Origin of the sequence: Actinomadura sp. J1-007 (assembly GCF_009793335.1) — a bacterium.
Classification (GTDB): Bacteria; Actinomycetota; Actinomycetes; order Streptosporangiales; family Streptosporangiaceae; genus Spirillospora; species Spirillospora yumaensis.
Genome location: NZ_WING01000003.1, coordinates 569,902 through 589,630, shown reverse-complemented (window position 1 = coordinate 589,630; position 19,729 = coordinate 569,902). Strand labels below are relative to the sequence as shown.

General features: G+C 72.1%; 15 protein-coding genes and 2 pseudogenes. 8 read left to right on the top strand and 9 right to left on the bottom strand.

The features are described from left to right. Positions 1-208 precede the first annotated feature (208 nt). Complete coding sequence (locus tag GEV43_RS44100) at positions 209-934, bottom strand: hypothetical protein (RefSeq protein ID WP_160826572.1); 726 nt, start codon at positions 932-934, stop codon at positions 209-211. Between the two features lie 836 nt (positions 935-1,770). On the opposite strand from GEV43_RS44100, the gene GEV43_RS44095 reads away from it, so the two are divergent. Beyond that, positions 1,771-2,577 carry a thioesterase family protein gene (locus tag GEV43_RS44095; protein ID WP_160826571.1) on the top strand — a complete coding sequence of 269 codons (807 nt, stop codon included), beginning with the start codon at positions 1,771-1,773 and terminating at the stop codon, positions 2,575-2,577. 532 nt (positions 2,578-3,109) lie between these two features. Here the strand turns inward: GEV43_RS44095 and GEV43_RS44090 are convergent. Then, complete coding sequence (locus GEV43_RS44090; protein ID WP_160826570.1) at positions 3,110-4,234, bottom strand: hypothetical protein; 1,125 nt, start codon at positions 4,232-4,234, stop codon at positions 3,110-3,112. Between the two features lie 170 nt (positions 4,235-4,404). Here GEV43_RS44090 and GEV43_RS56830 point away from each other — a divergent pair. The 4 genes and pseudogenes from GEV43_RS56830 to GEV43_RS44075 form a co-directional block, all read left to right on the top strand. Beyond that, positions 4,405-4,659, top strand: a pseudogene (locus GEV43_RS56830) (SDR family oxidoreductase); the annotation flags it as partial. Positions 4,660-4,676: 17 nt separating this feature from the next. Next, positions 4,677-5,201, top strand: coding sequence for an SDR family oxidoreductase (locus GEV43_RS52850; protein ID WP_241684508.1), 525 nt, complete (start codon positions 4,677-4,679; stop codon positions 5,199-5,201). A gap of 154 nt (positions 5,202-5,355) precedes the next feature. After that, positions 5,356-6,270 (top strand): class II glutamine amidotransferase, encoded by a 915-nt coding sequence (locus GEV43_RS44080; RefSeq protein WP_160826569.1) that lies wholly within the window; start codon positions 5,356-5,358, stop codon positions 6,268-6,270. Between the two features lie 166 nt (positions 6,271-6,436). After that, a complete protein-coding gene (locus GEV43_RS44075) occupies positions 6,437-6,649 on the top strand; it encodes a helix-turn-helix domain-containing protein (RefSeq protein WP_160827023.1) in 213 nt (70 codons plus the stop codon). Between the two features lie 378 nt (positions 6,650-7,027). Here the strand turns inward: GEV43_RS44075 and GEV43_RS55710 are convergent, their stop codons facing one another. The 3 genes from GEV43_RS55710 to GEV43_RS44060 all read right to left on the bottom strand — a co-directional run bounded on the left by GEV43_RS55710 (position 7,028) and on the right by GEV43_RS44060 (position 11,304). Continuing rightward, positions 7,028-8,371 carry a DUF2786 domain-containing protein gene (locus GEV43_RS55710; RefSeq protein WP_160826568.1) on the bottom strand — a complete coding sequence of 448 codons (1,344 nt, stop codon included), beginning with the start codon at positions 8,369-8,371 and terminating at the stop codon, positions 7,028-7,030. Positions 8,372-9,424: 1,053 nt separating this feature from the next. Beyond that, on the bottom strand, positions 9,425-10,366 hold the full coding sequence (locus GEV43_RS44065; RefSeq protein WP_309240364.1) for a diiron oxygenase: 942 nt from the start codon (positions 10,364-10,366) through the stop codon (positions 9,425-9,427). 674 nt (positions 10,367-11,040) lie between these two features. Then, positions 11,041-11,304, bottom strand: coding sequence for a hypothetical protein (locus GEV43_RS44060; RefSeq protein ID WP_160826566.1), 264 nt, complete (start codon positions 11,302-11,304; stop codon positions 11,041-11,043). 293 nt (positions 11,305-11,597) lie between these two features. Here GEV43_RS44060 and GEV43_RS44055 point away from each other — a divergent pair, with 293 nt between their 5' ends. Next, positions 11,598-13,121, top strand: a complete 1,524-nt coding sequence (locus GEV43_RS44055) for a long-chain-fatty-acid--CoA ligase (protein ID WP_160826565.1) — start codon at positions 11,598-11,600, stop codon at positions 13,119-13,121. Between the two features lie 485 nt (positions 13,122-13,606). On the opposite strand, the pseudogene GEV43_RS55705 reads toward GEV43_RS44055, so the two are convergent. Further along, positions 13,607-14,218, bottom strand: a pseudogene (locus GEV43_RS55705) (winged helix DNA-binding domain-containing protein); the annotation flags it as partial. A gap of 182 nt (positions 14,219-14,400) precedes the next feature. Here GEV43_RS55705 and GEV43_RS44045 point away from each other — a divergent pair. Further along, a complete protein-coding gene (locus GEV43_RS44045) occupies positions 14,401-14,862 on the top strand; it encodes a VOC family protein (RefSeq protein WP_241684506.1) in 462 nt (153 codons plus the stop codon). A 341-nt stretch (positions 14,863-15,203) separates the two neighbouring features. Here GEV43_RS44045 and GEV43_RS44040 read toward each other — a convergent pair whose 3' ends face one another. The 3 genes from GEV43_RS44040 to GEV43_RS44030 form a co-directional block, all read right to left on the bottom strand. Further along, positions 15,204-16,310 (bottom strand): low temperature requirement protein A, encoded by a 1,107-nt coding sequence (locus GEV43_RS44040; protein WP_206681700.1) that lies wholly within the window; start codon positions 16,308-16,310, stop codon positions 15,204-15,206. Between the two features lie 64 nt (positions 16,311-16,374). Then, on the bottom strand, positions 16,375-17,520 hold the full coding sequence (locus GEV43_RS44035) for a serine hydrolase (protein ID WP_160826564.1): 1,146 nt from the start codon (positions 17,518-17,520) through the stop codon (positions 16,375-16,377). Positions 17,521-17,562: 42 nt separating this feature from the next. Then, positions 17,563-18,483, bottom strand: a complete 921-nt coding sequence (locus tag GEV43_RS44030; protein WP_206681699.1) for a LysR family transcriptional regulator — start codon at positions 18,481-18,483, stop codon at positions 17,563-17,565. Between the two features lie 206 nt (positions 18,484-18,689). Between GEV43_RS44030 and GEV43_RS48860 the strand changes: the two genes are divergently transcribed. After that, on the top strand, positions 18,690-19,706 hold the full coding sequence (locus tag GEV43_RS48860; RefSeq protein WP_206681698.1) for an MFS transporter: 1,017 nt from the start codon (positions 18,690-18,692) through the stop codon (positions 19,704-19,706). Positions 19,707-19,729: the final 23 nt, after the last annotated feature.

The following is a 19,729-nucleotide window of genomic DNA, read 5'->3' as shown; positions in this document are numbered from 1 at the left end:
CCCCAACGGACAAGGTGCCGCAGGGCCTCTGCACTGGTGGTTCTACTGTTCCGCGGTGCGCCCGTGGGGGAGTCGGCGCAAAGTACGGAACTTGGAGGGCAAGCGACGGAAGGCCGCCCATGAGTGAAGGAACGAAAAGCCGCCCATGAGCGAAAGAGAGTAGAGGGGGAACAGGCGGAGGGGGAGTGGAGGGAGGGGCAGAGCTGGCTCAGGAGCGTTTCTGGCCGGACGCGGAACGGCGTCCGGACTTCTGGGGGCGCAGATTCCGGCGGATGGCGGCATGCAGACGGTCGCGGGCCTCAGTGCGGGACATCGCCGGGAGCCGCTTGGGGAGAGCGGCGGCCATGGTGGGCGGCGCGACGACCAGGCCGTCGGCGTCGATCGTGGCTTGGCCGCCCGTCCAGTCGCCGAGGAGCAGGACCGAAACGCCGTCGGGATGCCGGGTGACGAGGCGGTGGATGCGGTCGGACTCCTCTTCCGTGTCGGCGACGAGCAGGAGCCGGCGGGCCTTGGGATCGGGATCGCCCTGGCGGACGACGAGCTCGGTCTCGAGGTAGGCGAGAGCGGCGTCGAGGTTGCCGGGGATGAACAGCTCGGCGGTGTTCTCGTCGAGGAGCTCGTCCTCGGTGAGGCCGAAGAGCATCGTCGCGTCCGGTCGCGGGATCACAACGAGTGCGGTGTCCCGGTGGTCCTCGAGCGCGGCGAGGGTCATCACCCGCGCGGCGCCGACGGCCCCCGGGCCGGTCAGAGCGAGAACGGAGGTGGCGAACGGGTCGATCGTCGGCCGGTAGGTGAAATGGACCGTCTGATGCGTGGGCTCGTCGGCGGGAGGGGGCGGAGCGAGTAGGGCCGTTCCGGCGGCGGCGTAGATGTGGCGCCGGAACGGATAGCCGATCGCGGCCGCGAGGGGCAGGAGGAGACCGAGGAGAAACATGGGTGGGAGGGAACTCGCTTTCGAATTCTGTTCATCGGCCTTTCGCGGGCCTGGAACGGGAGTCGGAACGGGAGCAGGGGTGCCCTGAGGAGGGGGCTTGCGCTTCGGAGCCGCCGGCGCGGGGCGCGGAGGGCGGGCGTGTACCGGCTTCCGGGGAGGCGGAGTGGCGCGTGCATGCGGACGGGTTCCCTTCCTTCGGGAACGCTCTGCGGGCGCGTCGCCTCCTGGCCTCTGCAAGCGTTTGCCGTACATCGCGCGCAGCGCTTCCCGACACATCCGGGCCGTGTAGCGGTCGTCGATGAGCAGGCCCTGCCGGCAGACGGCCGGGAGAGAGTCACGCGGTCTCGGGTCTGCTAGAGCTTCGGCCGGCGCCACCAGGCCGAACGAGACCGCGCCTACCACGGCTGCGCAGCCGAGCACGCCGCACGCACAGCGGAACGTTTCGCCGACCGAGCCGGCGGGTGTGGGATCTGCAGAACGGTTCATCTTCGCCCCGGGGATCGCGGTGGTCACCGTCAGGAAGCCGATCGTAGTCAATTTGGCTACAGAGCGTTGAAAGTTGGTCACAGTAGGGGGTGGAGATTCTGGTTGGTATCCCGCCTCCGACGCCACCTTCCGCGCCGCGCTGGATCGGAAGCGGCCTGGTAGGCGGGGGACTTATGGATATTTGGAAGGGCGTATCCGGCTCTACATGACCGCGGGCGGCACCAAGAGGAAATGAGGGGGTTGATGCGCTGAAGAGAGAAGGTCACTCTCGGTTGTCGCCGATCGGCGGCACCGGTGACCGTGCCCGAAAACCGTTCGTGTGGGGTGGGCACGCGATCTAGGGTCGCGGCATGGGAGACCTTGCGGTCGATACAGCGGTGATCGGCGATGAGGGCCGTTACGCCGCCCGCCTGTCGCCGGACTGGGAAGCATGGGGCCCGAACGGCGGCTACATTGCCGCGGTGCTGCTCCGTGCCGCCGTTGCGCACGGCTCGTTCCACCGCGTGGCGAGCATCGCGTGCCACTTCCTCTCGGTGGGCCGCTTCGCGCCGGTGGACCTCAACGTGACGACGTTGCGCCGGACGAAGCGTGCGGAGTCCGTGCGCGTTGTGATGTCCCAGGAGGGGCGGCCGATCGCGGAGGGGTTGGTCTGGCTTGTGGCGGACCACCTCCCCGGACTGGAGCACGACGTCGCGCGCATGCCGGAAGTGCCCCCGCCGGACCAACTGCCGTCGTTCGCGGAACTGACCTCCGAGGACGCGTCCCCCGCGCCGCCCATGTGGGACAACATCGAAGGCAGGCCCACCGTTCTGTACGACGACTGGGACGCACGTCCGCTCGGCAACCCGTACACGAACGGTTGGTACCGGTTTCCGGCGCACACGACCGAGGACGCGGCACGGCAACTCGTCCTGCTGGACGTCCTGGCCTGGTCGGCGGCCTGGACCGCCTACCCGCCGGACAACGGATTCGTCGCGCCGAACCTCGACCTGAACGTCCAGTTCCACCGGTCGGACGCCAAGTCCGAGTGGCTGTTCGCCGAGGGACGGGCCGACGTGGCCAAGGACGGGCTGATCGGCTTCCACACCAAGGTCTGGTCGCAGCAAGGGCTACTCCTGGCCTCTGGATCAGGCCAACTCCTCTGCCGCGCCGTCTGAACAGCACCCGGCACGTTGAGCAGCGACCAGGACGTGGGGCGGCACCCGGCACGTTGGGCGGCGTCCGGCACGCTGTGCAGCACCTGCATGTTGAGCGGTAACGGCACGTTGAGTAGCACTCGGCGCGTTGAGCGCCGTCGGGGAGGTTGAGCGGCGTCCGGGAGGCTGTGCAGCGCCCGCATGTTGAGCCGCATCGGCACGTTGAGTAGCACCCGGGACGCTGGGCGGCGCCCGGGACGTTGGGCGGTGCTCGGCACGCTGTGCAGCACCCCGGGGCGTTGGGCGGCACCCGGCACGTTGGGCGGCGCCCGGCGCCGGGCGCGTTGAGCGGTGGCCGGGACGTTGGGCAGCATCCCGGGACGTCGAGCGGCGTCCGGGACGCTGTGCAGCGCCCGCATGTTGAGCGGCATCGGCACGTTGAGTAGCACTCGGCACGGCAGCGATCCAACGCTCACACACCGCCATCGCGACACCGACTCGTCCCTCAAACGCCCGTGGGCGCGTGGCCCGATGACGCGCGTGCGTCAGGCAGCTAGCGGTGCCGCCTTGACCGGCTAAAGGCAGGGGCGGCGGTGGAGACTTGGGATTGGGCGAGCGGAGGCTGTTGGGGTGGGGGAGAGGGCTGGAGTTGGGTGGGAGTAAGGCTGGCTGGGGCGGGGTTACGGGGCTGGGGTTGGTTGGTGGGCGAGGGGGTGTAGGTCTTCGTCGGCGGGGGAGCTGAGGAGGTCGTACATGCCTGGGGGGAGGGTGCCGGACCAGAGCCAGTCGTTGACCGTGCCGTGGAAGTCGTTCGGTGGGGTGATCGCGAGGAGGCGGGGGTGATCGAGGTGAGGCGTACCTGGAACGAGGAGGGGGCTGGGGAGTGGTCTCGTCGTGTGGAGCCCCAGAATCCGTCGAAGTCGGTGGCGCTTAGGGTGAGGTTCGCGTCCATGGCGCGCGTGCGGGTGGCGGGGCCGGTGGCGAGCCAGGACCAATGGTCGCTGAGGAGGCGGCGGGCGGTCGTGCGCAGGACGTTGAGGGCCGCTACGTCGTGGGGGCAGGCGACGTCGCTGATCGCGAGTTCGGGGAGGCCGAAGCGGCGGAGCCCGGAGGTGAGCAGGCGTACGCATGAGCAGCCGTTGACGCCCTCCGGGTCCTGGTCCGGGTCGGCGGCCGTGCATCGGCCGTTGGAGCGGACCGGCGGCAGGGCGTCGGCCAGCCATTGGTCGGCGAGGACGAAGCGCGCGCGTTCGGTGGAGAGGCCCTCGGTGTCGGCCGTGTAGAAGATGTGCCCGGTCACGAGGTCTGCGGCGACGCCGTCGATGGCCCTGGCCAGGGAGTACGCGGCGGCTCGCGCGACCTGGACTCCGCGCGGCTGGTCGGTGATCGGCCCGAAGGCGGTCACGACCGCGAACTCGCAGGCTCGGTGCAGTGTCGCTTCGGCCGCGCGATGTCGGGGATGGACGGCTTTGAGGCGGCGGGGGTCCCAGCGGAGGCCCGCGGGTTCGCGGGCGAGGGCGAGCTGGGGAGTGCCGAGGCGGCCGGTGATGTGCGACCTGTACGCGTCGGTGGCGTGCGTGATCGCGAGGGCGGGGAGGTTCTTCGGGATCGTCCGGCCCGCCACGACGAAGCGTGAGGTGGACGTCATCGGCACGGGGAACGTGAGCGTCGCGGACATGATCGCCCTTTCTGGCGTCGGAGATGCCAACCAGGATCTGCGAGCGCTCCAAGGGCGTCGACTCGAATCGCCTTCTGTGGATAACCGCGCGGGAGCGTGTCACGTTCTGGGGGCGTGGACGCGTCTGTGGGGGTGAGTTGGAGGTCGTACGGACGTGAGGAGAGGACGCGATGCTCATCCTGGTGACGGGCGGGACCGGGGCGCTGGGAACGGTGACGGTGCCGAGGCTGGTGGAGGACGGGCACACCGTGCGCGTCCTGACGCGCCGGCCGCGGACCGAGCGGGACGTGCGCGGGGATCTGGAGACCGGCGAAGGGCTCGAGGCCGCCGTCAACGGGGTGGACGCGATCGTCCATCTGGCGTCCGCGCCGCACAAGTGGAACACCCCCCGCGTGGACGTGCAGGGCACGCGGCGGCTGCTCGGGGAGGCGGCGCAGGCGGGGTGGGGCACCTGGTGTACGTGTCGATCGTCGGCGTCGGCACCGTGCCCAGCCGGTACTTCCGGTTCAAGCGGCAGGCCGAGGAACTCGTCGTCGAGGGGCAGGTGCCGTGGTCGATCCTGCGCGCCACGCCGTTCCCCGAGTTCACGGAGGGGATGCTGCGGACGTTCAGCCGGCTGGGGCCGGTCGTGGTCCCGGCCCGGACGCCCTGGCAGGTCGTGGACGCGGGGGAGGTGGCGGACGGGCTGGTGTCGATGGTCGGACACGGGCCGAGCTACGCGGTCGATGAGCTGGGCGGGCCGGAGGTCAGGCCGTTCGACGAGTACGCGCGGGCCTGGCTGCGTGCGAGGGGCTCGCGGCGGCCGATCATGCCGGTGTGGCTGATGGGTAGGACGGGACGCACGCAGCGCCAGGGGCATCTCACCACTCTGGACGGCGCGAACGGCCGCAAGAGCTGGCAGGACTATCTGGACGAGTGCTATGGGACCTCGGGCGCGAAGGGCGTATCCGAGAAAAATCCGTCTTGACATCAGGCTGTCACGTACTTGTTTCTTGCCGTAACCGCCCGCACGCCGTCGCGACCGTCGGTAAAATCACCGTCACCATCGGTTAAGATCTTGCCTGCGCCTGGAACCACCCCGCGCTCTCGGGCCAGAGGCGATATGAGTGAGGGGCGACGGCATGTGCCGACTGTTCGGTATGAGTACTGGAGGCCCGCGGGTCAGGGCTTCGCGCTGGCTGCTGGACGCGCCGAGCAGCCTGCGGGCGCAGAGCCACCGGATGCAGCACGGGGCGGGGCTCGGCTGGTTCTCGCTCGGTGGCGAGCCGATCCGCGACCGGGCGCCGGTCGCGGCGTTCGAGAACGCCGATTTCGACCTGCACGCGCGCAACGTCGTGTCCCACACGTTCGTCGCGCACGTGCGGGACGCCTCGGTCGGAGGGTTGACGGTGCGCAACTGCCATCCGTTCGTGATGAACGACCGGCTGTTCGCGCACAACGGGGTCGTGAAGGGGCAGGACGCGATGCGGTCCTGGCTGAGTGAGATCGACCGCGCGCCCGTGGTGGGGGAGACCGACTCGGAACTGGTCTTCGCGTATCTCACCGCGGAGATCCGTCGGCACGGCGACACGACTGCGGGGATCGTGGAGGCCGTCCGGCGGATCGGCGCGGAACTTCCGCTGTTCTCCCTCAATTTCCTGCTCGCGGAGGCGGGACGGCTGTGGGCGCTGCGCTATCCGGAGTCCAACGAGCTGTGGGTGCTGTCGCCGCGCGACGGCGGGATGAGCGGGGAAGAGCCGTCCGCCGACGCGTACGGCTCGGTGCCCGCCGTCGTCGTGGCCAGCGAACCCATGGACGACGATCCGGGCTGGCGGCCTCTCGGGCCGGGCGAGCTGCTCGTCGTGGACGGCGTCGAGGAGACCTCGATGTTCCCGTTCGTACCGCCGCGCCTGCCGCTGCGCCGTTCGGACCTCTCGCTCCGCGAGGCGGCCTCCCAGGGGGTCGAGGGTGCCGGGAACGGCGGGCCGGAGGCGGACGGGCCTCCGTTCACGGCGGAATCGGCGGGGATGGCGGTCGTTTCGAGACCGTCTGTCTAGTTCCGACACGCCGAGCGCCGTGGAAAAGACCAGCATCGGCCGCTCTTGTGACGATTCGCGCGGCATTGGCGGGAGGTTTGTGGGGAATGTGTACCTTGGGTAGATCAACAGTGCTGTGAGCTGCGGGGACCGCCCCGCCGCCCAGCGTCCGACCCAGGAGGTACCAGTGGCCCGCACCCTGGCGAGAGGCACCCGCGTGACCGGTGCCGAGCGCACGCAGCTTGCGGCGGAGCTCGCTCCGCGCTACGCGGCGGGCGAGAGCATTCGCGACCTGGCCGCCGAGACCGGACGGTCCTACGGCTTCATCTACAACGTGCTCAAGGAGGCGGGCGTGCCGCTGCGCGGCCGGGGCGGCAACACCAGGCGCAAGAAGGGCTGACCGCCGCCGCGACGCCCGGCACCACCGCGCCGGGACGGTCGGCACAACGTCGTGCCGATCGCCACCGCCCGTAAGGCCGCCGACCGAACCGGACCTCACGGCTCCGGAACGGCCGGGAACGGCACGAAACGGAGGGCCCGCGCAGGCGACGACCATCCGCGCCGGAACGAGTCGCATCGTTCCACGAACTGGGAGTGGGCACGGATGGGCGAGACCGCGGCGGGCGGCGCACCGTCACGAAACGGAGGACGCCGCGCCCGAACGGACGGCACCGCTCGCTGGAGGGCGGTAACGCCGCCGGGTAACGTCATCGCTTACGGAACGACACCATCGACGAGTCCGGTCGTCCCCCTCGCCCCCCGGGGGACCCCGAGAACGCTAACGTCCGCGGAACGCCTCGGTGACCTCGGAGCGTCCGTTGAGGCTGGCGAGGTCGGCGGCCGCCCGCCCGGCCACCCAGCCCTCGTAGTTGGAGACCGACCCGGCACGGCCCCTGGACAGATTGGGGAACAGCGCGCCGACGGCCTGATCGACGGCCAGGTCGCGCGCGGCCAGCACGGGAAGCAGATCCTTTCCGCCGGCCCCCTCCGCCGCCGCCCGGTCCCTCGCCTCGCCCGCCGCCTCACGCAGCCGCTCCCCGACGCGGGCCGCGTAGGCGTTGAGGAACGCGTGCCGGAACGAGCGCGTGCGCGATTTTCCCCGCGCGTCCCTGCGGGGACCCGCGTGCACCATCGCGGACGTCGCCTGTACCAGCAGCGAGGTGAACAGCATCTCCACCGCCGCCAGGTCCGCCGGGAAGCCCAGCACCGTCGAGAACCCGAGCTCCCTGTGCCAGACGGCCCGGCACCGGTTGGCCTCGGCGACCACGGTCAGCAGAACCGCCTTCGGCGCGTCGTACGGGTTGTCGACGGCGACGCGCCGCCCGCACGGCTCGCTCGCAAATCCCGACTCCGCGGCGAGCAGCGCGTGGTCGATGCTGTGCCGCGCCATCAGTTCCTGCGCGCGGGCGCTCAGCGCCTCCGCCTCTTCCGGGAACTCCGTCGATTCCGCCTTGGCCAGCAGCGCCCTGACCTTGCCGAGCATCCGCTGGTCGACCTCGCGCGCGGGCTCCGGCGGAGGCGCGCTCGCGTCGCGTACGGTCCCGGGCCGGGGACCGATCCGTGCCAGCAGCGGCAGGCCGCCCAGGAGCTGAACGAGTTCGACGGCGCAGGCGATGACGTCGGCGCGGCTGATTTCCTCACGATCGCGCCACGATTCCAGGTACCGGTCGTCGCCGTCCCACCACACCTCGGCGCCGAGCGCGGCGAGCTGCTCGCGCCACTGGTCGTCCACCGTCGCGGCCGAATAGGAGCGCATTTCGGAGGCGATCGCGTCGACGACGAGGCGCTGATGCCGCGCGCCCCGCCTGCGCCCGGTGAACCGTACGACGTCGGCGGGCTGCCAGCCCCGGTCCCAGGCGGCCGAGACTCCCTCCCGCAGCCGGGTGAGGAGAACCTGGTCTATGACGCGCCGCCACCCGTCCGCGTCCAGCGAACGGCGCCCCGAGGGCTCCGGCGGCGCGGCGAGACCGTCCACGCGGTGCCGGAATAGAGCGTCGTCCGCGCGGGCGAGCGCGAGCACCGCCTCTCCCACCAGAGCCGAGGCCGCCTCGGCGGCCTCCTCCACTCCGCTCGCCGGTGCGGAACCGGGCGCGAAACCCGGCCTCCACCACGCCTTCCGCACTCGGGGCCTCCCTCCCGGAACGCGCTTCAGTCCGTGCATCCTGCCACTTCCGGACGCCGCGGGTGAGCAAGAGGACAAGGCGTTCACCCCCACGCCACCCACCCCGCCCAGCCCCCACGAACCCGCCAGACTGCCGGCCTGCCGACCGCCGGCCTGCCGACCGCCGGTCGCCGCGCCGTCGAGCCGCCGAGCCGCTGGGGGCGGACGACTGGCGCATGCGGACGATGGGCAGGTGACGGACGGCGGGTGGCGCCGGGCTCAGGGGGCGGGGGCGCGGGGAGGCAGTTGGCTCAGCGGGCGGACAGGGGTGGCGGCGGCAGTGGGCTCAGCGGGCGGCGACCGGCAGGGGAACGGCGGGCTCAGCGGGTGGCACGGGACGGCGAGCGGCGGCGGTGTCAGCGGGCGGCGGGCGGCAGCGGACCTGAGTACGCCCGCCGTCTGCGGCATCCGCCACCTACCGGGGCCCGCGCCGCCTGCCGGTGCCTACCGCCTGCCGGTGCGCACATTGCCCGCCGTCCGCCGCTACCCACGCCGTCCGCCGTTCGTGCCGACCGACCCCGCCGTCCGTCGTTCGTGCCGTCCGACCCCGCCGCGCATCGTCCGCGTCGTCCGTCGGCCGCGCTGCCGAACTCCCGCCGCCGCTTGCGCTGTCCGCCGCGCGCCGTTCGCCCGACGCCCGACGCCCGTCATCGTTCGCGCCGTCCGCGCCGCCGCGCCGCCGCGCCGCCGCACTGTCCAATGTCCACCGTCGCTGGTGCTGCTCGCCGCCATTCGCGCTGTCCGCCGTTGGTGCCGTCCGACTCCGCCGCTCGTCGTCCGCGTCGTCTGTCGGCCGCGTTGCCGGACGCCGCCGCTTGCGGTGCCTGCCGTTCGCCAGCCTTCCGCTGCTGCGCGTCGTTCGTCCACCGCCTGCCATTGCTCGCGCTCTCCGCGCCACCCAACGTCCGCGGTCGCTCGTGCTGCCCGTTGCCGTTTGTGTCGTTCGTTGCTGGTGGCGATGCTTAACGCTCGCTGGCGCTCGGGTTGGTCCGGTCTCTGGGGGGCGGGTGGGGGTTAGTCCTTGTCGTCCCAGATGTGGAGGGCTCGCCAGATCTGTTTGCTGACGGGGTTGATGAGGCCGATGTCGGCGCACAGGTCGCGTACGTTCGACACGGCGCGGGCGATCAGGCGCTGGGAGTCGTCGGCGCCCCAGTACGTCTGCCGCAGTACGTCGTCGGGGATCTGGAAGCGGCGGCCCATCGCCGCGGGCGGGGTGAGGATGAACCACGCGCCCAGCTTCATCGACGGCGGCACCGCCAGGCTCAGCGCGAACCGCTGCGGCGCCGCCATGCGCGGCACGCGCCGCCGCAGGAACTGGTGGGCGAACGAGATGTGCCGCGCCTCCTCCGCCACGTGGATCGACATGATCCTGGTCAGCAGCGGGTGGCGTGCCGAGCCGTCGCGCAGCATGCGCCGCTGGACGTGGTCGATCGGCTCCTCGCCCGCGAGCACCCAGAAGAAGAACAGCGAGGGCGCGAGGACGCTGAACGGCTGGGTGAGCTCACCGACGAGGCGGACGATTCGCGGCATCCCCTCCACAGGAGTGCCGCTGCGGTTGACGAACTCCTGGAACATCATGCCGTGATGACCTTCCTCGATCATCTCGTGGTAGATGTACCGGAACTCGGCCGAGGCGTTCGGGAGCCGGTAGGCGTAGGTCATGAGCCCGCGCTTCAGCAGGTTCTCGAACTGCATCCCCACCTTGCACACGTTCGCCTGCCGCCAGAGGCCGATCCGCGCCCGGACGGCCTCCGGCTGCGCGAGGTACCAGGGGTGCGCCCCGAGTGGGTCCATTTTCGGCAGGATCCAGCGCGGGTCCTCGGGATCGATCGCGCATTCGGCGTCGTCCCAGGGGATGTCGGTGTACGGCTCCCAATGCTTGTTGACCGAAGCCTTGGACAGTCGCCGCAGCGTCTTCTCGTAGGCGGCGTCCTGCTCGCGGCGCTCGTCCGGGATGTCTCCGACGAGTCGTACGTCGCGGATCTCACGTACGCCGCGAACGGCTCGTCCCTCAGGGACGCCCCTGCGGCGAGGCGCCGGACGATTGTCGCGCGTGCCTCGTGGTGACGCCGTGCGCGACGGTTTCGACGATCGCTTCCCTGAACGGGGCGGTGCCTTGCGCAAATTCGTTGTTGGCGCGTCTGTACGAGGGGGAGCGTTGCGCGAGTCTGCGGCGGGTTCTTGAGCGGCCGCGCGCGCCGGAGGGGTGTGCTCGGGAGCCGGCGCGGGGGTGGGCTCGGGGTCGTCTCGCTGCTCGCGGCCGTGCTCGGGCTTCCGGTCGTCGCGGGTCGTGTTCGTCCCTCGGGGCATGACCGTTCCCTTCACCGTGAGGAGGGGGACGCGGGCCGCGGCGGGGGGACCGCCGGGCCTTGGCGTGGGGTGTGGTGCGCCCTGACCGCGTGGTGCGCGCGCCTGTCAGGGGGACGCCCGCACGCCTGTCAACGTAGGCACGCGGCTACCGACCGGTCAACATCGCCGTGCCCTCTGCGGACGCGGTGAGGGGGTCATTGAACTGCGGCGACGCCGGGGGTGTGGCGCGGCGGCCCGGACGAGATGGCCGGGGGCGGACACGGGGTGGAATGGCCGTAACACGCCGTTCACATCGAGGGTGTGAGGTGTCGGACGGCCTGTCAGGACGCGCTGTCGCGCATCTCCTCCACCACGACACTCTGGTACGCGCGGGAGGTGTCGGGGACGTAGGTGAGCCGCGCGAGGGCCTTGCCCGCCTCGTCGCGGATCTCGAAGTGGTAGCCGTCGTGGACCTGGCCGATCTGCGCCAGCGCCTGGTCGTGCCGGAGGCGGCACATCGTGTCGACCTTCTCCAGGGCGACCTTGAGGCTGCCCGCGTCGCTGATGAGCCTGGCGGGTTCGCTGGTCTCCCAGATCTCGAACATGGGGTTCGTGTCCTGTCGGCGATGGGGTGGGGCTGGTGCGGGGGTTTCGCGGCGTTCCCAGTGTGGGGGACAGCTTGCGCCGATTTGGTGGATCTTTCAATCAGCGCAGGTCTCGGATTGATCACTATTCGGAGCCGGGTGGGGCCGCAGAGTCATGGTGGATCCTGTCTCGCAGTCATGGCGCTTGTGATGTCGGTCACGTGCGCGGGGCCGTCCCGGCGTGCTTCCCGCCGGTCCGGCGGTGTGGGTAGGGTCACGGGACCAGAGCCGAATGGTGTTCGGAAGGGGCCGGAGTGGACTACCGGGTCGTGTCGATCGTCCGAGACCATGCTCGCGAACGGGGCGAGGCCCCCGCCGTCACCGGCGACGGCCGCACCGTCACCTACGCCGAGCTCGACGCGCGGTCGAGCCGCGCCGCGCGGGCGCTGCTCGCCGCCGGGCTCGGGCCGGGCGCGCGCGTCGCGTACGTCGGGCGGAACGCGCCGGAGTACTTCGACGTGCTGTTCGGCGCGGCCAAGATCGGCGCGGTCGCGGCCCCGGTGAACTGGCGGCTGACCCCGGCCGAGATCACCGCGATCGTCGCCGACGCGCGCGCGGAGGTCACCGTCCTCGACGCCGAGTTCGCCGGGCTCGCGGACGACCTGCCGGGCCGCGCCGTCGTGACGGGCCCCGGGTACGAGGCGTGGCTCGCCGCGCACCCGGCCGACGACCCGGGCTTCACGGGCGAGCCGGACGACATCGTCGTGCAGCTCTACACGTCCGGGACGACGGGCGTCCCGAAGGGCGTCCAGCTCAGCAACGCCAACTTCTCCGTGGGGGAGCGGATGGCGCGGCGCTGGCGGCTCGACGGGTCGGCCGTGAGCCTCGTCCCGATGCCGCTGTTCCACATCGGCGGCACCGGCTGGGCGCTCGCCGGACTGTACGCGGGCTGCCGCCAGGTACTGGTCCGCGACATCGACCCGGTCGCCCTGGTCGACACGTTCGAACGAGAGCGGATCACCAACGCGTTCATCGTCCCGGCGGTGCTCCAGTTCATGTGCCAGGTGCCGGGCGCCCGCGACCGCGACTACTCGGCGCTGCGCGCCATCACCTACGGCGCGTCCCCGATCACGTCCGAAGTGCTGCGGACCGCGCTGGAGACCTTCAGGGCCCCGCTGTTCCAGCTCTACGGCATGACAGAGACGACCGGCGCGATCGTGCAGCTCGACCCCGAGGACCACGATCCCGGCGGCTCCCGCGCCCATCTGATGCGGTCCGCGGGCCGTCCGTACGACTGGGTGGAGGTCAGGATCGCCGACCCGGCGGGCGAGGGCGACCGGGGGCCCGGCGAGGTCGGGGAGGTGCTCGTCCGCTCGGCGCAGAACACCCCCGGCTACTGGGCGCGCCCGGCCGAGACCGCCGCGCTCCTCACCGGGGACGGCTGGCTGCGCACCGGCGACGCGGGCTACCTCGACGCCGACGGCTACCTGTTCCTCACCGACCGGATCAAGGACATGATCGTCACCGGCGCGGAGAACGTGTACCCGATCGAGGTCGAGGAGGTCCTCGCCGCCCATCCCGGCATCGCGGACGTCGCGGTGATCGGCGTCCCCGACGAGCGGTGGGGCGAGACGGTCAAGGCCGTCGTCGTCGCCCGCCCGGACGCGTCCCCGACCGAGGAGGAGATCCTCGCGTACGCCAGGGAGCGGCTCGCCGGGTTCAAGCGCCCCCGCTCGGTCGACTTCGTGGACGCGCTCCCCCGCAACCCCAGCGGCAAGATCCTCAAGAAGGACCTGCGCGCCCCGTACTGGGACGGCCTCGACCGCGCCATCGGCTGAACGCCGTCGCCCCATCGTCCCCGCCCCCGTTCCGCCCGGTGTGCGCCCGACCGGGCCTCTCCGCCTCTCCGCTTCCTCTGGCCGCCTCTGAGGCGGCCTGTACGGCCGGTCAGGCTTCCGCGGCGACGGTGACCAGGTGTTCCTTGGCTTCGGGCTCCGCGAAGCGCAGGAGGGCGTCGCCTTCCGTGGTGAGCGCCCGGAGCGCCTCCCGGGGAGCCGGTCGAACGGGCGCAGGCGGAGGGTGGCGGTCTTGCGCTTGGTCTCGATCTCCCAGACGCCGCGCGCGAAGCCGTCCCAGAGGAACGTGGCGCGGACGCGGAGGTTCTTGGTGGTGAGGGCGGGGCGGTGCTCGTCGGAGATGATCCGCGTGCGGTCGGCGTGCGCGAGGACCAGGTTGTCGAACTCGGGCAGGAACCGGGCCGGGACGGGGCGTCCTCGTCGGGGCGCGGGGCGTCGGGCAGGTCGAACAGCTCGCGCCCGCGCTCGTCGGCGAAGACCCGGAGCCTCGGGCGCAGCGCGTCGAGGACCTCGCCGAGCGCGGGCAGCCCGGACCAGGTCTGCGCGTCGGCGGCCGTGGCGGGGCCGAACGCCGCGAGGTAGCGCAGCACGAGCGCCTCGGCGGCGGTGGACGCGTCGGGCGGCGCGCCGAGCCACGCCTCGGCGAGCGTGAACTCCGAGGTGCGCGGGAAGCCCCAGCGCTCGGCGGTCGGGACCATCACCAGCGGCAGCCACATCCGCACGGCGTAGCCGAGCGCGCGGTCGTCGGCGTCGGGGAACCTCTCCTGGAGCAGCGCGCGGATCTCGTTGAACGTGCGGGGGCGTTCGAGCAGGAGCTCGCGCGCCGCCGGGACGAGGGCCGCGCGGTCGAGGCCCTCGGCGCGCTTGCCCAGCACCCGCAGCGCGGAGTCGAGCATGGGCTGTATCGGCGCGCGGAACGCGGCGTAGTCGGCGGCGGACACCAGGTGCAGCGTGCCGCGCATCATCGTCGCCCGGACCACCGAGCGGTCGTGCAGCGCCGCGCGCAGGTCGTCCGCGCGGAACCCGGCGAGCCTGGACCACAGCCCGAGGTACGGCGGGCGCGGCTCCTGCGCCTGCATGCCGGCCAGCCGTTCGACGGCGTCGGCGACCGTCGCGTCCTCCCGCGCCAGCAGCATCTGCCGCGCGAGCGTGGCGCGGTTGAGCGCCCGCGTGCCGAGGATGTCCGCCATGGTGACCGCTTTCGACAAGACCTGCCCGCCGCCGGGTGGCAACGTACGGAATGCGACACTAGCGAGGGGGGATGACAATGATGCGTCCGCAGGTCAACCTGGTCACGCTCGGCGTTCCGGACCTGGCCGCCGCCCGCCGTTTCTACGTGGACGGGCTGGGCTGGGAGCCGGTGGTGGAGGTGGAGAACGAGATCGTCTTCATCCCGCTGGCGCCCGGCCTGCTGCTGGGCCTGTTCGGAGCCGAGGACCTGGAGCGCGACATCGGAGGCGGGGAGCCCGCCGCCGGTCCCGGCGCGATGACGCTGGCCTACAACGTCAACGCGCGCGGCGACGTGGTCAAGGCGCTGGAGGCGGCGAGGGCGGCCGGTGCGACGGTGCTCAAGGAGCCGAGGGAGACCGACTTCGGCGGATTCCACGCCTACTTCGCCGACCCGGCCGGGTTCCGCTGGGAGGTCTGCCACAACCCGGGCTTCACGGTCAACGCGGACGGCACGCTCACCATCAACCACGGCCAGCCCGGCGCCCCCCTCTGACAGCCCCACCGCTCCACCGCCCTACCGCCGCGCCCCGACCGGACCAGCGGACCGGGCGCCCGCTCGCATCGAGCGGCGGACGCGCCCCGGTCAGATCGGCTGTTCGGGGCGTCCCGGTCGGATCGGGCGGTCGAGGCGTCCCCGCAGGACCAGTGCGTCGGGAACTCGAACGGGTCGGGCGGTCGGGTGTCCCGTGTCGGGGTGGCCGGTCGCGGTGTGCCGGTCGGATCAGTGTGTGGGGGCGTCCGGTGAGGGTTGGGTCTTTGGGGTGTTCTGTCTGTGGGACTTGGTGGTGTGGGCCCAGACGCTCAGGGCGATCAGGAGGGCCATCAGGGCGCCGATCACGGGTACGGGCGCGGCGTTAGGGACGCCGGGAGGGTGAGCAGGCCGACGAGCGGCATTCCCCAGGCGTACGGGGCGTTCGCGCCGTGCGGGCGGACGAGAAGCCACCACACGACCGTCAGGTAGCAGAGCACGGGGACGGCGAGCGCCAGGCCCGCCGCCGTGCGCGAGACGTGCGCGTGGTGCGTGGCGAGGGCGGCGTTGACGGCGATGCCCGCGCCCGCGGCGGCACCGGACGCGAACACGACGTAGTGCCCGTAGCCCCAGAGGATCGCGGCGCGCGTGCGGGTCAGCAGGCCGGCGGACGGCAGGGAGAAGTACACCCACCACAGCGCGAACACCGTGACCAGGCCGCCCGCCGCGACGAGGTAGAGGTCCAGGCGCGCCTCGTCCGCGATGCCCTCCTGGACGGCGCGGGACGCCGAAAGGATGGTCTCGCCCAGCACGATGATGGTGAACAGGCCGTACCGCTCGGTGATGTGGTGCGGGTGCCAGGGGATCGAGCGGGCGCGTTCGGCCCACGGCGGAACGAGCAGTTCGGCGGCGGCGGCGACCAGCCACACCGGGAGCCGCCAGCCGTCCGGGACGGCGAAGATCGCCACCGCCCAGAGCACCATGCAGCCGCTCTCGCCCGCCGCGTAGCGCATCAGGGAGGCGCGCCGTTCAGGGTCGGCGGCGGCGGCGCGGAGCCGCTGCGACTCCAGCCCGATCCGCATCACCAGGTAGCCCGCGAAGACGACGGCGAAGTCGCGGTCGTCGAAGGCCCTCGGCACGCCCGCCGCGAGGATCAGCACCCCGGCCATGACCACCATGGTGGCCAGCCGGTACGGCGTGTCGTCGGCGTCGTAGGCGGACGCGAACCAGGTGAAGTTCATCCACGCCCACCAGACGGCGAAGAACACCAGGAGGAAGCTCGCGATCCCGCTCCCGGTGTGCCCTTCGGCCAGCGACTCCTCCAGGCGCGCCGAGTCCGTGCCGATCGCGACGACGAAGCACAGGTCGAAGAGCAGTTCCAGCGGGGTGGAGACCCGCTGCGTCTCCTCCGGGTCGCGGGGCCGCATGCGCCTCCGCCAGGACCAGGGCGTGACGGCCGGGTGATCACTCATGCGCGTATCGTACGGCCGCACTCACCCAACGTCGCGGCGCGGCCCGCGAGCGGCCGGGTGCTACTCAGAGCGAGGCGTAGAGGGCGTCCATCAGGGCGCGGTTGCGGGGGTTCTGCCAGCGCGGGCCCATCTCGTTCATGACGTAGCCGAACGCGACGCCGCAGTCCGGATCGCAGAAGCCGAGGGAGCCGCCGGCGCCGAAGTGGCCGAACGAGCGGGGATTGGGTCCGAAGGGCCGTTCGGGCTGCGTGAGTTGGAATCCGAGGGCGAACCGCGACGGCCGACGCAGGACGAGGTCTTGGCCGGAGACCTGTTCGGTGGTCGCGGCGGCGAGCGCGTCCTTACTGACGACGCGCGTGCCGTTCAGGCCGCCGCCGGCCGCGAGCGCGGTGTAGACGCGTGCCACCCCGCGCGCGCTCGCGTGGGCGTTGGTGGACGGCAGTTCCGCCTCCCGCCAGGCCCGGGTGTTGATGACTCCCATGCCGGACAGGCCGCCGGGGTTGAAATACGCGTTGTACTCCATGAGGCGGTCGTCATCGAGGTCGCCCGAACGGTCGTCCTCGGGCGGAGCGTCCTGCCAGCCGAATTCCGCCACCCGGTGGTGTTCCGAGTGCGGAAGGCCGATGTGCACGTCGGCTGCCAGCGGCGCCGCGATCTCCTCGCGCAGAAGAGCGCCCACGGTACGGCCCGTGGCGCGCCGCACGATCTCCCCGAGCAGGAACCCGAACGTGTTGACGTGGTAGCCGTGCGCCGTACCGGGCTCCCACCAGGGTTCCTGTTCGGCGAGCGCGGCGGCCATGGCGGCGTGGTCGAGCATCGTCCCCGGGGCCATCCGGCGGCGCAGGGCAGGCAGCCCGGCCTGGTGGGACAGGACGTGCCGTACCGTCAGCGCCTCCTTGCCCGCCTTGCCGAACTCGGGCCAGTAGCGGACCACGGGCGCGTCCGCGTCGAGCCGCCCGTCGTCCATCAGCCGCGCCGCGAGGAGCGCCGACAGGCCCTTGCCGACGGAGAAGACGTTGACGAGCGTGTCCGGCCCCCACGGGCGCGCGCGGGAGGGATCGTCGGCGGCCGTACCGCCCCACAGGTCGGCGACGACGCGGCCTCCGACGGAGACGCAGACGGCGGCGCCGCGTTCGCCCCGTTCGGCGAAGTTGGCGGCGAACGCCTCGCGTACGGGCGCGAAGCGGGCATCGCACGTTCCCTCGATCATCGTGGCCGCCCCTCGATCCGAATGTGGTTCTAGTGGGGCACGCTAGCGGACCGGGTCGGCGGCCGTCAGCTCCTTGGCGGCCTCCCGCACGAGCCCGCGCAGCCAGGAGTGCCCGGCGTCGGCGTCGTAGCGGGCGTGCCAGCCGAGCGACAGGCGCAGCGGCGGCAGGTCGAGCGGGACGGGGAAGGACACCAGGCCGAGCCGTTCGACCAGCGCCCGGTGCCACCGTTCGGCGGCGAAGCCCACCAGGTCGGTCTCCAGGAGGATGAACAGCGACGTGGTCACGGTCGGCACCGAACCGGCCAGCCAGCGTGTCATGTCCCTCTCCGCCAGCATCTCGTCGATGGGACCCGCGAGCCTTCCCCGTCGGGACGAGGTGAGCTGCTTGGCGGACACCCACTTCTCCAGCGTCACGTCCCCGTCCGCCAGCGGATGCCCCGGGCGCACCACGCACACGAAGCGGTCGTCCATGAGGTGCTCGGTACGGGTTTCCGGGCCGTGCTCGCTGATGACGCCGATTTCCAGATCGACGGTGTCGCGGCGCAGGGAATGAGTGTCGCGCGGCCCCTCGCCGAGGAATCGCAGCGTCACGCCAGGGGCCTCGCGCGCGATCCGCTCCAAGAGCGGGCCGGCGAGGACGGCCACCGTGCCCTCGTCGGCCTGGAGGGTGAAGCTCGTACGCAACGACGCGGGATCGAGCTCGTCCTCCGCCGCGAAGAGCGTCTCCGCCCGCTGGACGAGCTCGTGCACCTCGGCGCGCAGCGCGCTCGCGCGGGGCGTGGGCACCATGCCGCGCCCGGAGCGGACGAGCACGGGGTCGCCCAGCGCCTTGCGGATGCGGCCGAGCGTACGGCTCATGGCCGGGCCCGACAGGTGCAGGCGCTCGGCCGCGCCCGCGACGCTGCCCTCCTCCAGCAGGGCGTCGAGCGCGACCAGCAGGTTGAGGTCCAGTTTGGACTGCACGAAACGCACTCCTCGACTGCAAAAGATGCATTTGAAAGCAAGTCACCCTCAGCCTACGTTGGGACCACGGAGGCGGCGCGCGCGGCTGGATATCCCCCTCCGTCCCTGTACCAGGCCCCCCTTCCCGGACGACGCATGTGTTCCCCTGCTCGGGCACCGGCGGCGGCGGGACGGGCGGCTCACGTCCGAAAACGCTAAGGAACCTCATGACAGTCGATGCCGCCCGCGACGCCGCGCGGTCCGGGCCTCCGGGAACGACGCCGTCCGCCCCCGTGGCGCGCACGCGATGGATGACGCCGCTGATGTCGGGCTGCGTGGTCCTCGTCGTGGCGATGGTCGCCGCGATCAACCTCTCCATCCCCAAGCTGTCGGCGAGCGGCCTGCACCCCTCGTCCACGCAGATGCTCTGGATCGTCGACGCGTACGTGCTGGTGTTCGGATGCCTGCTCATCCCCGCGGGGGCGCTCGGCGACCGGTTCGGGCGCAAGGGCGTCCTGATGGCCGGGCTCGGCGCCTTCGCGGCGGGCTGCCTGGTGTCGGCCGCCGCGCCCGGCGTCGGCGTCCTGGTCGGAGGGCGGCTGTTCACCGGCCTGGCCGCCGCCCTCATCATGCCCGCCACCCTCTCCCTGCTGCTCCAGGTGACCGAGCCGGCGCGCAGGCCGCAGGCCATCGCCGCCTGGACGGCCGCCACGGGCGTCGCGGGCGCCGTCGGCAACCTCGGCGGCGGAGCCGTCCTCCAGTGGCTGCCCTGGCAGGCCCTGTTCCTGGCGGGCGCCGCCGCCGCGATCGCGCTCCTGGCGCTGGTGGCGTGGCTGTCCCCGCGCGGCGAGCGGCATCCCGCCAACCTCGACCTGGTCGGCGCTGCGCTGCTCACCGCCGCCCTCTTCGCGCTGCTGTTCGGCATCATCGAGGGCCCGGAGAAGGGCTGGGGAGCCCTGCCCGTGCTGGGCTCGTTCGCCGCCGCCTGCGTCCTGCTGGCCGCGTTCGCCGGCTACGCGCTGCGGGCGGCGCACCCGCTGCTCGACCCGCGCCTGTTCGCGAACGCCCGGCTGCGCGGCGGGGTGCTCGGCGTGGCGGTCGCGTTCTTCGGGCTGTTCGCGCTGTTCTTCGTCAACGCGCAGTACCTCCAGTACGCCAAGGGGTACTCGCCGCTGCTGACCGGCGCGGCGATCGCGCCGCTCGTCCTCGGCATGATCGCCACGACCAGGGGGAGCATCCCCTGAGCCGCCGGTTCGGCGCGCGGCCG